The 14,370-nt window shown below is 75.0% G+C and carries 11 protein-coding genes; 10 read left to right on the plus strand and 1 reads right to left on the minus strand.

The genetic code is table 11. The features are described 5' to 3' along the window. Window positions 1–14: 14 nt before the first annotated feature. On the minus strand, window positions 15–881 hold the full coding sequence (locus A6F73_RS02125; RefSeq protein WP_063346171.1) for a universal stress protein: 867 nt from the start codon (window positions 879–881) through the stop codon (window positions 15–17). A gap of 339 nt (window positions 882–1,220) precedes the next feature. On the opposite strand from A6F73_RS02125, the gene A6F73_RS02130 reads away from it, so the two are divergent. From A6F73_RS02130 to A6F73_RS02175, 10 genes are all read left to right on the plus strand, one after another. Next, window positions 1,221–2,918: a GAF domain-containing sensor histidine kinase gene (locus tag A6F73_RS02130; protein WP_063350871.1), complete on the plus strand. Its 1,698-nt coding sequence runs from the start codon at window positions 1,221–1,223 to the stop codon at window positions 2,916–2,918. A gap of 223 nt (window positions 2,919–3,141) precedes the next feature. Continuing rightward, a complete protein-coding gene (locus tag A6F73_RS02135; RefSeq protein ID WP_063346172.1) occupies window positions 3,142–4,713 on the plus strand; it encodes an amino acid adenylation domain-containing protein in 1,572 nt (523 codons plus the stop codon). Then, window positions 4,703–4,945: a phosphopantetheine-binding protein gene (locus tag A6F73_RS02140; protein WP_063346173.1), complete on the plus strand. Its 243-nt coding sequence runs from the start codon at window positions 4,703–4,705 to the stop codon at window positions 4,943–4,945. Before A6F73_RS02135 ends, A6F73_RS02140 begins: the two co-directional genes overlap by 11 nt. Further along, window positions 4,942–6,390, plus strand: coding sequence for an FAD-dependent oxidoreductase (locus A6F73_RS02145; RefSeq protein WP_079135357.1), 1,449 nt, complete (start codon window positions 4,942–4,944; stop codon window positions 6,388–6,390). Before A6F73_RS02140 ends, A6F73_RS02145 begins: the two co-directional genes overlap by 4 nt. A 94-nt stretch (window positions 6,391–6,484) precedes the next feature. Next, entirely contained in the window at window positions 6,485–8,293 is a 1,809-nt protein-coding gene (locus A6F73_RS02150) for a class I adenylate-forming enzyme family protein (protein ID WP_063346174.1), read from the plus strand. Window positions 8,294–8,299: 6 nt separating this feature from the next. After that, window positions 8,300–9,688: a hypothetical protein gene (locus tag A6F73_RS02155; protein ID WP_063346175.1), complete on the plus strand. Its 1,389-nt coding sequence runs from the start codon at window positions 8,300–8,302 to the stop codon at window positions 9,686–9,688. Next, window positions 9,685–10,842: a hypothetical protein gene (locus A6F73_RS02160; RefSeq protein WP_159398319.1), complete on the plus strand. Its 1,158-nt coding sequence runs from the start codon at window positions 9,685–9,687 to the stop codon at window positions 10,840–10,842. Before A6F73_RS02155 ends, A6F73_RS02160 begins: the two co-directional genes overlap by 4 nt. After that, the gene (locus tag A6F73_RS02165) at window positions 10,839–12,068 is read left to right on the plus strand and encodes an AMP-binding protein (RefSeq protein ID WP_063346177.1); all 1,230 of its coding nucleotides are present in this window, start codon (window positions 10,839–10,841) and stop codon (window positions 12,066–12,068) included. Before A6F73_RS02160 ends, A6F73_RS02165 begins: the two co-directional genes overlap by 4 nt. Next, window positions 12,065–13,399 carry an MFS transporter gene (locus tag A6F73_RS02170; protein ID WP_063346178.1) on the plus strand — a complete coding sequence of 445 codons (1,335 nt, stop codon included), beginning with the start codon at window positions 12,065–12,067 and terminating at the stop codon, window positions 13,397–13,399. Before A6F73_RS02165 ends, A6F73_RS02170 begins: the two co-directional genes overlap by 4 nt. Next, on the plus strand, window positions 13,396–14,355 hold the full coding sequence (locus A6F73_RS02175) for an SDR family NAD(P)-dependent oxidoreductase (protein WP_063346179.1): 960 nt from the start codon (window positions 13,396–13,398) through the stop codon (window positions 14,353–14,355). The genes A6F73_RS02170 and A6F73_RS02175 overlap by 4 nt, the downstream gene beginning before the upstream one ends. Window positions 14,356–14,370 lie beyond the last annotated feature (15 nt).

Genomic DNA, 14,370 nt, shown 5'->3' on the forward strand with positions numbered 1-14,370 from the left:
TGCCGGGGCGTTGGTCAGGGGTGGGGGATGACGGCGACTGGGGACTGGGCGTGGTGGAGGGCGGCGTGGGCGACGCGGCCGAGGCGGGGGCCGAAGTCGAGGGAGCGGTGGCGGCGGCCGACGACCAGGAGGGCGGCGCCGGCGGAGGCTTCGACCAGGCCGCGGGCGGCGCCGAGCCGGACGTCCTCGATCACCGCGGTGTCCGGGTGTCGCTCGCGCTGGCCGGCCAGGGCGAGGGAGAGCAGTTTGGCCTCCAGCGCCTCCAGTTGGGCGATCTCGGTGGGCGGCACGGCTCCGCCGGCGTAGCCGAAGACCGGCGGGAGGTCCCAGCCGTGCACGGCCCGCACCCGGGCGCCGCGCAGGGCGGCCTCCTGGAAGGCGAAGGCGAGCACCTCCTCCTCCGGGGCGTGCGCGTCGACGCCGACCAGTACCTCGGGCACGCCGTCGCCGGCGCCGTCGGGCGCGCCCGGCTCGCGCACCACGACCACCGGCACCGTGCTGCGGGCGGCCGCGGCCATGCCGACCGAGCCGAGCAGCAGCCCGGTGAAGCCGCCGAGGCCGCGTGAGCCGAGCACCAGGAGGGCGGCGTCCGCGGCCGCGGCGACCAGGCCGTCCACCGGCGCGTCCAGGACGGCGTCGGTGTGCACCGCCAGACCGGGGTGGCGTTCGCGGATCGCGTCGGCGGCCGAGGACAGGACCCGCTGCGCGGCGGCCGGCAGGTCGTCGGGCTCGGCGAAGGTGGCCACGCCGTCGGTCAGCCACGGCCAGGCGTGCACCAGGCGCAGCGGGGTGCCCCGGAGCACTGCCTCGTCGGCGGCCCAGAGGGCGGCGGTGGTGCTCTCCGGCGAGCCGTCGACCCCGGCCAGGACGGATGGCGTCATGAGGGTTCCTCCACTGTGTCGGCGCTTGGCGGGGCGGCGCGGGGACGGTGTGCGCACTGACGGCCCGTCCGCTCCTCCCCCACCCTGGCGGTCCGCCAGGGCCTCGCGACAGAGGCCGCAGGCCCCTCTGCGACGGGACGAAAGGCCCGCCCGTGGGAGCGTACGGCGCACCCCGGCGTGCGGGGTGCCGACACCCGGGCACTACCGTGAATCCGGCAATCGCCCTGATCGGGCGGCACCTGGCGCCCTCCGGCGGTGGGTGGAGGACGGGCCAGGGCGAGTACGAGGAGGACAGCGGTGGGCGGAGCGGACGGCAGCGCGGCGGGTGGCGGCGCGCGGATGCCCCGGCTGCGCCTGGACGAGCTGCTGGAGGAGCTCCAGTGGCGGATCGACGCGGCGCGCGGCACCCAGAACCGGGTGCACAGCCTGTTGGAGGCGGTGCTCGCGGTCGGCCGGGAGCTGGACCTCGCCCAGGCGCTGCACCGGATCGTCGAGGCCGCCGCCGACCTGGTGGACGCCCGTTACGCCGCGCTCGGGGTGATCGGCCCGGACGGGCACTCGCTGTCGCAGTTCCTGACGGTGGGGATGTCCGAGGAGGAGATCGCCGAGATCGGCCCGCCGCCGTCCGGCCGGGGCATCCTCGGCGAGTTGATCCGCGACCCGCAGCCGCTGCGCTGCCCGGTACTGTCCGAGCACCCGGCCTCGGCGGGCTTCCCGCCGAACCATCCGCCGATGCACACCTTCCTCGGGGTGCCGGTGCGGGTGCACGGCGAGGTGTTCGGGAACCTGTACCTCACCGACAAGCGCGGCGGGCTGGACTTCGACACCGACGACGAGGCGGTGATCTCCACCCTGGCGGTCGCGGCCGGGGTGGCGATCGACAACGCCCGGTTGTACGAGGAGGCGCAGCTGCGCCAGCGCTGGCTGCGGGCCAGCGCGGAGATCAGCCGCAGCCTGCTGTCGGGCGCGCCCCGGCTGGAGGTGGTGGAGCTGATCGCCCGCCGGGCCGGGGAGATCGCCGGCGCCGAGCTGGCCGACGTCTCGGTGGCGCTGGACGGTCCGCGGGAGCGGGCGGAGGAGCTGACGGTGGAGGTCGCGCTGGGTGGGGCGCCGGCCGCGCGGCTGGGGGTGACGGTGCCGGTGGACGGCACGCTGTCGGGCGCCGCGTACGCCTCCGGTTCGCCGGTGACCAGCGACGACCTGGCCTGCGACGCCCGCTACCCGGCGGGCCCGGCGGGGCGCTTCGACGGGCTGGGCCCGGCGGTCGCGGTGCCGCTGGGCACCGGGGCGGGGTACGGGCGGGGCGTGCTGCTGCTGGCCCGCGCGGCCGGGCAGCCGGCCTTCGGGCCGGACGAGACCGGGCCGCTGCTGGGCTTCGCGGACCAGGCGGCGCTGGCCCTGGAGCTGGCCGAGCGGCGGCGCGACGCCGAGCACCTGACGCTGCTGGAGGACCGTGACCGGATCGCCCGGGACCTGCACGACCTGGCGATCCAGCGGCTGTTCGCGACCGGGATGACGTTGCAGAGCGCGGGCCGGCTGATCGACAGCCCGGCCGCCGCCGACCGGGTCGCCCGCGCGGTGGCGGACCTGGACGAGACCATCAAGATCATCCGGTCGACGATCTTCGGGCTGCGCGCCCACAGCGAGCCCGACCGGGGCCTGCGCGCCCGCGCCACCCGCGTCGTGGCCGAGGCGCAGGGGACGCTCGGCTTCGCGCCCCGGCTGAGCATGGAGGGCCTGCTGGACACCGACGTGCCGCAGGAACTGGCCGACCACGCGGTGGCCGTCCTCGGCGAGGCGCTCAGCAACGCCGCCCGGCACGCGCGGGCGGGCCGGGTGGAGGTGACGCTGCGGGCGCTCGCCGGGCGGGTGGCCCTGGTGGTGGCCGACGACGGGGTGGGCGTGCCCGAGGGCGGCCGGCGCAGCGGGCTGCGCAACCTCGCCGAGCGGGCCGAGCGGGTGGGCGGCACCTTCACGGTCGAGCCCGCCGAGGGCGGCGGCACCCGGCTCTCCTGGGAGGCCCCGCTCGGCTCCTGACGTGCCGTCACCGGGATGTCGCCGGGCCTTCGCCCACGCCGCTCCGCGCCCTTGCGTGCGCCGTCCCTACTCGAACGACCGAACGCCCTCGGGCGGGTTCACACGTCGAGCACGCCCCCCTCGAAGAACGCTCTCAACATCCATTGTCGCCACGCATGTTCGACGGTAGAGTCGCCGTTCGCCGAGCACGGATGAGCATTCGACAGCATCATTTGGGGCGGCCATGTCAATTAATCAGGACACCCTCCAGGTCGCTCCCGACCTGATCCACGCGTTCACAAAAATGGCACGCCGCAATCCCCGGCACCCCGCGATCGTCCAGCGGGGGCGCACCCTCGACTACGGTCGGCTCGCAGAGCTGGCGAACACCCTGGCCAGGCGCCTGGGACCGGACCCCGGCACGGTCTGCGTGCCGGCCGTCCACACGGCCGAAACGGTGGTCGCACTTCTCGGCGTGCTGACCGCCGGAGGTACGTACTGCCCGATCGATCCGGCATTCCCGGAGGCCCGTCGACACGCCATGGCGACGGCCGCGAACTGCCGCACGGCGATACTCGGCGAAGCCGTCGCGGACCACCAACTCGGCACTCGATTAGTGGAGTTACCCGCCCTCTCGGAATTCCCCGGAGAACCGCCCGGAACCCTTCCGGCGGACCGCACCGCAAGCGGCCCGGAACATCCGGCCTACATTCTCTTCACGTCGGGTTCGACCGGGCAGCCGAAACCCGTCGCCACTCCCCGCCGGGCGGTCGCGGCCACGGCCCACGCACTGCGCGACCTCTTCCACCTCACCCCCCAGGACCGGGTGCTCCAGTTCGCCTCGCTCAACTGGGACACCTGCTTCGAGGAGATCCTCCCGGCACTCACCGCGGGCGCCACCCTCGTCCTCGACCCCGACGCGCACTGCGGATCGTTCCCGCGCTTCCTGCGGATGGTCGAGCGCGAGCGGATCACCGTCCTGGACCTGCCGACCGCCTTCTGGCACGAACTCGTCCACCACCTCGTCGACGACCGGGCCGAACTGCCGCCCTGCGTCCGGCTCCTGGTGATCGGCGGGGAGGCCGTCCAGCCGGCCCGGCTGGACGACTGGGCCCGGCTGGACACCGGGCGGATCCGGCTGCTGAACACCTACGGCTGCACCGAGACCACCCAGATCACCCACGCCGTCGACCTGTCCGGACCGCTCGCCCGCGAACCGGCCGCCCGCGCACCGATCGGCCCCGCACCGATCCGCCCCGCACCGATCGGCCACGCCCTGCCGCACGTCATCGAACGCCTCGGCGAGCAGGGCGAGTTGCTGATCGGCGGGCCGGGCCTCGCGCTCGGCTACCCCGGCCTGCCCGAGGCGACGGCGGCCCGGTTCACCACCGTCGACGGCGAGCGGTACTTCCGCACCGGCGACCGGGTGAGCCGCGGCCCGGACGGCCTGCTCACCCACCAGGGCCGCCTGGACGGCGAATTGAAGGTGCGCGGCGTCCGGGTGGACCCGGCGGAGGTCGAGGCGCACCTCACCGGCCACCCCGAGGTGACCGCGGCCGCCGTCACCGGTGCCACCCTGGCCGGCCGCACCACGCTGCTCGCATACGTCGTGGCACGCCGGCACACCTCCCCGCCGGACCTGGCCGGCGAGTTGCTGTCCTACCTGCGGGCCCGGGTGCCCGGCCACCTCGTGCCCGGGCGGATCACCGTCGTCCCCCGGCTCGTGCACACCCCCAGCGGCAAGGTCGACCGGGCCGGCTGCCACCTGCGCTACGGCGCCCACGACAGGTCGAAGGAGACCTCCGTTGAGCACTGACCTCACCACCCCCGCCACCCCGCAGGACCTGGTGGCCGTCTTCCGGCGCGTGCTGGAACGCGACGACGTGGCGCCCGACTCCGACTTCTTCGACCTCGGCGGCGACTCGCTGATCGCCACCCGGGTGCTGAGCGCCGTCGCGCGCGGCTACGCCGTCGAGCTCACCTTCGACGAGTTCCTGCTCGCGCCCACCCCCACCGCGCTCGCGCGCAGAATCACGGCCGCGAGATGAACGACCACCCGTCCGACGACGACCCGTTCAACGACCACCCGTTCAACGGCCGGCAGTTCAACGACCAGCAGCCCGCAGGCACCGCCGTCGTGGTCGGCGCCGGACTGGCCGGGCTCACCGCCGCCACCGGGCTGGCGGCGCACGGCTTCGACGTGACCGTCCTGGAGGCCCGGGACCGGGTCGGCGGACGCACCCACGGCATCGAGGCCGCCCCCGGCGTCCTGGTCGACGCCGGCGCCGCCTACCTGGGCGACCGGCACACCGAACTCCTCGCCATGATGGACGAGTTGGGGCTCAAGACCACCCCCACCACGATGTCCGGCGCCAGCCGGTTCGCGCTCGGCGGCGGCACCGGCACCGGCAGCGACGCCGAACCCGGCCCCGGCCCCGGCCCCGACGCCGCGACCCGCGACGGCCGGTTCCCGCCGCTCGACGGCGTCGCGCTCGGCGACCTGTTCGACCGGCTGTCCGAACTCACCGCCGCCGTACGGCCGGAGGCGCCCTGGCTCACCCCGGACGCCGAACGCCTGGACGCCCTGACCGCCGCCGAGTGGGCCGAGCAGCACCTCACCCACCCCGACGCCCGGCTGTTCTTCCCGCTGTTCCTGGGCGAGATGACGGCCGCCGACCCGGCCGACATCTCCGTCCTCCACCTCGCCTTCTACCTGCGCTCCGGCGGCGGCCTGCGCTACCTCAACGCCTTCGCCGGCGGCGCCCAGCAGGACCGGATCGCCGGCGGCGCCCACCAGGTGTGCGAGCGGCTGGCCGAGCGCCTGGGCCGCCGGGTACGGCTGGGCGAGCCGGTCCGGGCCGTCCACCAGGACGCCGACGCCGTCACCGTGCACACCGACCGCGGCGAACACCGCGCGGACGTCGCCGTCATGGCACTGCCGCCGCTGCTCGCCGACGCGATCGACTACCGGCCCGGCCTGCCGGTGCGCCGGGCCGGCGAGCGCACCGCACGCGGCTGCGCGGTCAAGGTCCACCTGGTCTACCCGGCGCCGCTGTGGCGCGACCACGGCCTGTCCGGCTGGTCGGTCAACGCCCGGGGGCCGCTGCTCTCCACCGTGGACGACTCCCCCGCCGAGGCCGGCATCGGAGTCCTGACCGGCTTCGTCACCGGCGCCGAGGCGCACCGCTTCGCCGCCCTCACCCCGCGGCAGCAACGCGCGGCGGCCGTCGGGCAGGCCGCGCAGCTCTTCCCGATGCTCCCCGAGCCGACCGCCTGCCACGTCACCGACTGGCTCAACGAACCGTACAGCCAGGGCTGTTACGCCGCCCTGCTGGGGCCCGGCGACTGGCCGCGGCTCGGCCCGGCGCTGACCGCGCCGCACCACCGGGTGCACTGGGCCGGCACCGAGACCAGCACCGCGTACTTCGGGCTGATGGAGGGCGCGATCCGCTCCGGCCACCGGGTCGTCGCCGACATCCTCGCCCGCGCCTGAAACCAGCGCCCGACGCCCGCACCCCCCGCCTTTCCCCCTCCCCGGCGCCGGTTCCACGAGAACCCGCGCCCGGCACCCCCCTCGGGAGACCCCCATGAGCGACCGCAATTCCATCGCGCCCCTCGCCGTCAGACAGCGGCTGATGACCGAACCCGCCCTGGGCGCGGGCAACTTCCTCGACCACGCCCTCGCGGCCAACCCGCACCGCGCCGTCCCCTCCGTCTTCACCCACCGCACCGACCACCGCGGCGAGGTCGTGCTGCGCGGCCACAGCCTGCTCGACCTGGCCGCGCTGCGCGACCGCTACGCCGCCTGGTACCACGCCAACGGGGTGCGCCCCGGCGAGCCGGTGGGCGTCGTGGTCGGCGAGGGCCTGGAGCCGCTGCTGCACTTCCTCGCGCTGACCTCGCTGGGCGCCGTCCCCGCGCTGGTCAACGACGCGATGCGGCACGACGTGCTGGTCCGCTACCTGGACCACGTCGGCGTGGTCGGCGTGGTCGCCGACGACCCCACCCGGCTGGCCGCCGCCTACCGCGAGGACCCGGGCCGCCGCCCGCGCTTCCTCGCCCTGGCCGCCGAGGTGCAGGCCTTCGACGCCGACGCCGTCGAGCTGCCCGCCGACCACCCGTACCGGCACGCCCCGGACGACGTGGTGGCGCTGATCCACTCCTCCGGCACCACCGGCACCCCCAAGTCCACGATGCTGGCGCACCGCCAGTTCTGGGACGGCAAGCAGCCGCGCATGGAGCGCTTCCCCGCCGAGCCGTACGACCGGCTGATGTCGCTGATGCCGCACACCCACGCCGGCGGGCTCAGCTACTTCCTCACCGCGACCCTGCTCGGCCTGCCCACCGTGGTGATGTCCGACTGGCGGCGCGCCGTCGTCGAGCCGGTGATGGAGGCCTTCCAGCCAACCATGGTCGCCTCCTTCCCCCGGACCTTCGTCGAGCTGGCCACCGGCGAACTCCCGGTCCGCGGCGCGGCCCGGGTGCACTCCTGGTTCAACACCGGCGACAGCGCGCACCACGGGCACATCCGCCGCCTGGTGACGCTCGGCGAGCGGCCTGCCGGGCTGATCCGCCCCTGGCTGCTGCCGCAGGACCTCGCCGACCAACCCGCGCTGCCCGGTTCGCAGTTCGTCGACGGCCTGGGCTCCTCCGAGATGGGCATGGCGCTCTTCGGCCAGGTGACCACCCCGGAGAGCACCCGCGACGACCGCTGCGTCGGCAGGCCGCTGGAGGTGGTCCTGAAGGCCGCCGTGCTCGACCAGGACGGCACCGAACTCCCGGACGGCACGGTCGGGTTGCTCGGCGTGGTCAGCCCCTCCCGGACCCCGGGCTACTGGCACGACCGGCGGCTGACCGAGAGCTTCGAGCTGGCCGGCTACTGGCTCACCGGCGACGTCGCCCGCCGCTCGCCCGACGGCCGGTTCTACCACCTCGACCGCACGGTGGACGTCATCGACACCGCCGACGGCCCGGTCTACAGCCTGCCGATCGAGGAGGTGCTGCTCGCCGACTGCGCCGACCTGGTGCAGGACTGCTCGGTGGTCGGCGTGCCCGGGGCGCCCGGCGAGGGCCAACGCCCGGTCGCCGTCGTCCGGTTGCAGGCCGGGGCCGGAGGGGACGCCGGGGCCGCCGGGGCCGGGGCCGAGGAGGTGCAGGACGCGGCGAACAAGGCGCTGGCCGCGGCCGGGCTGGCCGCGCTCGCCGCCGTCCGGATCGCCCGCACACCGCAGGACTTCCCGCTCGGGCCGACCGGCAAGGTGCTCAAGCGCGAGCTGCGCACCCGCTTCGCCGGCCTCTTCACCGACCCCCAAGCCGACCCCCAAGCCGACCCGCGAACCGAGCCCCGAACCGGCACCCAGGCCGGCCCCTCCACCGCCCCCTCCGCCGGCCAGTAGCCGGCCATGGACCACCCCGTGATCCGCCAGCCGTACACGTACGCGCGGACGGCGCTGGTCGAGCCGGACTGGCGGCGGCTGCCGGGCTGGCGCCACGTCACCGAGGCGCAGTGGCGCGACGCCCAGTGGCAGCGGGCCCACTCGGTGAAGACCGCCCGGCAGCTGCGGGCCGTCGTCGGCGACCGGCTCTCCGACCACTTCTATAGCGAACTCGCCGCCGACCAGGCCGGGTTCGCCACCATGCCGATGCTGCTTCCGCCGCAGCTGCTGAACACCATGGCCCCGGACGCCCCGGCCGACCCGCGGGCCTTCACCGAGGCGTTCCTGGCCAACCCGGTGCGCCGCTACATGCTGCCGGTGCGCACCGACCGGCACCCGCACTGGCCCAGCCACCCCCGGGCCGAACGGGACTCGCTGCACGAGGCGGACATGTGGGCCGTCGAAGGTCTGACGCACCGTTACCCCACCAAGGTGTTGGCCGAGTTGACCGCCACCTGCCCGCAGTACTGCGGCCAGTGCACCCGGATGGACCTGGTCGGCACCTCGACACCCCAGGTGGCCAAGACCCGGCTGCTGCTGCGCCCGGCCGACCGGCAGGAGCAGATGCTCGACTACCTCAAGCGCACCCCCGCCGTGCGCGACGTGGTGCTGTCCGGCGGCGACCTCGCCAACGTCCCCTGGCCCCGGCTGGAGTCCTTCCTGCTGCGGCTGCTGGACCTCGGCACCGTCCGGGACATCCGGCTGGCCAGCAAGGCCGTGGTCGGCCTGCCCCAGCACTGGCTGCAGCCGCAGTTGCTGGACGGCCTGGCCCGGGTCGCCGAACTGGCCGCCCGCCGCGCGGTCAACCTGGCCGTGCACACCCACGCCAACCACGTGCGCTCGGTCACCCCGCTGGTCGCCGAGGCGGCCCGGGCCCTGCTGGACGCGGGTGTGCGGGACGTCCGCAACCAGGGCGTGCTGATGCGGGGCGTCAACGACACCCCCGAGGACCTGCTCGACCTCTGCTTCGCCCTCCAGGGCGAGGCGAACATCCTGCCGTACTACTTCTACCTCTGCGACGTGATCCCGGGCGCCGAGCACTGGCGGACGCCGCTGCACCAGGCGCAGCGCCTCCAGGAGGCGATCATGGGCTACCTGCCCGGCTACGCGACCCCGCGCCTGGTCTGCGACGTCCCGCACGTCGGCAAGCGCTGGGTGCACCAGGCGGTGGCCTACGACCGCGAGCTCGGCATCTCGTACTGGACCAAGAACTACCGCACCGGCCTGGAGAGCGGCGACGGCGGCCAGGACGCCCCGCTCGACCGGCGCCACCCCTACTACGACCCGGTGGACACCCTCCCGGAGACCGGCCGCCGCTGGTGGTCCGGGCCGTCCACCGCACGAGGAGCGCGATGAGCACCCCCGACCCGAGCCCCGGCCCGAGCCCTGCCCCGAGCCCCGACCCAAGCCCCGCACCGAGCCCCGACCCTCCCCGGGACGGCGAACTGCGCCGCCTGTGCTGGATCTTCCCCGACCGGGAGTCCTCCCGGATGGCCGCGATGTGGCACGGCTTCTTCTGGGACCTCTACGCCGAGAGCGCCGCCGACCTCGGCCTGCGCTGGACCAGGCACGCCCCGGAGGCCGTCACGGTGGACGCCACCGGGCCCGGCCGCCCCCGGGTCTACGTGGACGACGAGCCGGTCACCCCCGAGGACACCCTGTTCATCACCGCGCTCTACTCGCTGCCGTACCAGTCGATGGACGTCTTCAACCAGTACGCGCTGTACGCGGTGCTCGAACAGGCCGGGTTCTACCTGCCGTTCCCGCCGCAGGTCTCGCTGATCGGCAACGACAAGCTGGCCACCCTGCTGTTCCTGGGCGGCTCCCCGGTACCGACCATCCCGACGGTGCGGATCGGCACCGGCCGGGACATCAGCAAGCACGGCTACGAGGTGGGCCTGCGGAACATGACCTACCCCGCGATCGTCAAACCCTCCGGCTGGTGCGGCGGCGGCGGGATCAACCTGGCCCGCGGCCCCGAGGACGTCCGGGGCCTGGCCAGCCTCGCCCAGGGCGGCGACACCACGCTGGTGGTCCAGCCCTACCTGGGCGACGGCACGATCGACTACCGGGTGTACGTCGTCGACGGCGAGCCGTACGCGGTGATGAAGCGGACCCCGGAACCCGGCTCCCCGGTCGCCAACGCCAGCCGGGGCGGCGCCATGGAGTTCCCCCCGGTGCCGCCCGAACTCGTCGCCGCCACCGCCTGGTTCGCCGAGCGGCTGCCGATCCCGTTCTTCTGCGTCGACTTCCTGTACGACGGCGAGCGGTACTGGTTCTCCGAACTGGAACCGGACGGCGTGATCGCCCCCGACCTCACCGACCCGGACCGCACCCTCCAACGGGACGTCACCCGCGCCCGCTTCGCCGCCTACCGCGACGGCCACGCCAAGTGGCTCGCGGACGGCGCCCGCCCGCTCACCCTCGACCCCGCCCGAAGCCCCGCCCACAGCCCCACCCGAAGCCCCGCCCACACCCAAGCCCTCGCCCCCCGGACGGACTCCCGATGACCGCCTCCTTCTCCCTGCCCCCCGAGACCGCCGAGCCCCGCCTGCACGTGGCCCGGCGCACCCTGGAGCGGCTGCGCAGCGTCCCCGCCCTGGCCCCGCGCTACGCCAGCCACGTCAACATCCACACCCTCGACCGGCTCGCCACGCTCCCGCCCCTGGCCAAGGACGACCTCAACACCGCCCTCGCCCACCTGGAGCCCGCCGCCGACCAGGCCGCCACCTGGCTGTTCCAGAGCGGCGGCAGCACCGGCGCCCCCCAGGTCGGCTACGCCCCCACCGGCTTCTACATGGCCGGCGTGCACGCCCACTGGCAGCCGCTCGACCGGACGGACGTCTTCGTCAACGCCTGGGGCGCCGGCCGGATGTGGGGCGCGCACTTCCTCGCCGCCGCGCTCGCCGACCTCTCCGGCTGCCGGATCATCGCGCTCGGCTCGGTCGCCGCCGAGGAGTACGGCGACTGGCTGGCCTTCCTGGCCGCGCGCCGGGTGACGGCCATCGGCGGGACGCCCAGCGTGCTGCGGCTCTGGTTCGCGCACGCCCGCGCCGCCGGCATCCGACTCCCCTCCCTGCGCAAGGTGTTGTGGCTCGGCGAGGCCTGGCAGCCCCAACTCGCCGAGGACCTCGCCGTGGTGGCGCCCGAGGCGCAGCGCTGGGGCATGTTCGGCAGCACCGAGACCTGGGTGGTGGCCACCAACACCCCCGACTGCCCGGCCGACACCTTCCACCCGCTGCCCGACCAGCTGGTCCACGCCGACGCCGACGGCCTGCTCGACTTCACCACCCTCAACCCCGAGATGCTCAACCCCGTGCTGCGCTACCGCACCGGCGACGCGGGCGAGTTGACCGACTGCCCGTGCGGGAGGCCGGGTCCGGCGATGCGGGTGCTGGGCCGGCGCGACAGCGTCGTCCAGGTCCGCGGCCTCGGGCTGGACGTGGCCGAGCTGATCGCCCGGGCCGAGCGCGAACCGGGCGTGGCCCGGGCCCAGGTGGTGCTGACCGAACAGCGCGGCCGGGCCACCGGGGTGGAGGTGCTGCTGCTCACCGGCGGGACGGGCGCCGCGCCCGACACCGAGCGGCTGCGCAAGGAGCTGTTCACCGCCACCTTCACGCTCAGCACCGCTTTCCAGCACGACCCGGAGTCCTTCCGAGTGCGGCCGGTCGAGGAGCTGATCAGCAACGGCCGCACCGGCAAGACCGCCGGGCTGGTCCTGCGGGAGGGCGCGTGAAGTCCGACCCGGCGGGAGGCGGGGTGACGTCCGACCCGGCGGGAGGCGGGGCGGCGCCCGTCCGGCCGGCGCCGCTGGGCCGGGGCTTCGACCTGTTCTGGGCCGGGCAGACCGTCAGTCTGGTCGGCGACAAGGTCACCGTGTTCGTCGTCCCGACCCTGATGATCTTCGTCCTGCACGCCTCCGCCCTCCAGGTCGGCGTGGTGGCGATGGCCCAGTACCTCGGCATCCCGCTGCTCGGGCCGGTCGCCGGAGTGCTGGTCGACCGCTGGGACAAGCGCCGCACCATGCTCGGCTGCGACCTGGTCCGGCTGGCGGCGGTGGCGGCGATCCCGCTCGCGTACTGGCTCGACGTGCTGTCCACCCCGCTGCTGTTCGGCTGCGTGGCGGTGATCAGCGGCGCGACGATCTTCTTCAACGTCGGTTACCTGGTCGCCGTCCCCGCCGTGGTGCCCGAGGACGGCATGGTCCGCGCGTACTCCCGGCTGGAGGGCAGCGGCTCGGTCGCCGAGGTCGCCGGCCCCTCCATCGCCGCCGCCCTGTACAGCGCGCTCGGGGTGGCCGCCCTGCTGGTCGACGCGGCCAGCTACCTGGTCTCGGCCGTCTGCTTCCGGTACATGAGCCCGTGGGGCGAGCGGACGGTCGAGGACGGCTCGATCCGGGAGCGGCTGACCCTCGGCTTCCGGCTCAACTGGGCGGACCCGGTGCTGCGCCGGGTGGTGCTGGCGGCCGTCACGCTCAACTGCGGCGGGCCGGTCTTCGTCACCGTCCTGCCCGTCCTCGCCTACCGGGGCCTGGGCGTGACGGTCGGCGCCTTCGGCGCGGCCATGTCGGTGGCCGCGCTCGGCGCGCTGATCGGCGCCCTCGTCGCCCCGCGGCTCAGCCGGCGGTTCGGCCTGGGGCGGACGATGGCCTGGTCGCTGCTGCTGCACTGCCTGGCCGGCCTCGGCCTGCTCGCCGCGCCCGCGCTGCCGCCCGGGCCGGTGATCGCGGTGACCATGGGCTGCTACGGGTTCTTCATGTCCTGCATCAACGTGTGCAGCGCGCCCACCCGGCAGGCCCGGATGACCGCCCGCAACCAGGGCGTCATGCACGCCGCCTTCCGGACCGTCACCTGGGGCGTGATCCCGCTCGCCGCGCTGGTCGGCGGCCTGGCCGTCACCCTGCTCACCGGCCCGCTGGGCATCCTGGACGCGGCCCGGGCGGTGATGGCGGGCGGCACCCTGCTGGCCGCCTGCTCCTTCCTCCCCGCCCTCGGCCTCCAGCCGCTGCTGGACGCCGCCGGACGCGAGGCCGCCGCCCCCGGGGAGCTCGCGGAGAGCGCGTCGTGAGCGACGCGAACGCCGGGAACGCCGTGAGCAATGTGAACGCCGACAGCAAGGTCCTGCTGATCACCGGGACGTCCTCCGGCATCGGCCTGGCCACCGCCGTCGCAGCGGCCCGGGCCGGGTACCGCACGGTGGCCACCCTGCGCGAACCCGGCCGCGCCGGGGAGCTCCGGCGGGCCGCCGAGGCCGCCGGCGTCACCGTGGACGTCCGCCGCCTCGACGTCACCGACCCCGGCTCGATCGCCGCCTGCCTGGACGGCGTGGCCCGGACGTACGGGCGGCTGGACGCCGTGGTCAACAACGCGGGCGTCTCCAACTCCGACCCGACCCTGGAGATGTCCACCGACGCGGCGCTGCGGGCCAACCTGGAGGTCAACTTCTTCGGGGTGGCCGCCGTCAGCCGGGCCGCGCTGCCGCTGCTGCGGGCCGCCGCAGGCCGCCTGGTCGCCGTCGGCAGCGTGCACGGCGTGGTCGGCCAGCCGTTCAACGAGGCGTACTGCGCCGCCAAGTTCGCCGTCGAGGGGTTCCTGGAGGCGCTCGCCCCGGTCGCGGCGGCGCACGGCGTCCAGGTCTCGGTGGTCGTGCCCGGCTACGTCCCGGACACCCGGTTCGGGGTCTTCCCGGACATCGACCGCGGCACCATCCAGGCCGCCTCCGGCCCGTACGCGCCCACCTTCGCCGGCTACCTGGACTGGGTCGGCGGCCAGGGCTGGGAGTCGGCCGGCCAGCCCGCCCGGGAGGTCGCCGAGGTCGTCGTACGGACCCTGCTCGCCGACCGGCCGCCCTTCCGGGTGCCCGCCAACCAGTGGGCCGCCGACTACCTGGCCGCCAAACTCGCCGACCCGGACGGCTCCACCGTCCAGTCCCTCGCCCGGACCTGGCTCGGGCAGCCCGACGCACGCCGCGAAACACGCCGCGAAGCACCCGCCGAAGCACCCCCTGCAGCACCCTCCTCCTGAACAAGGGACCCGACC

The sequence above is a fragment of the Streptomyces sp. MJM8645 genome, assembly GCF_001625365.1.
Lineage (GTDB): Bacteria > Actinomycetota > Actinomycetes > Streptomycetales > Streptomycetaceae > Kitasatospora.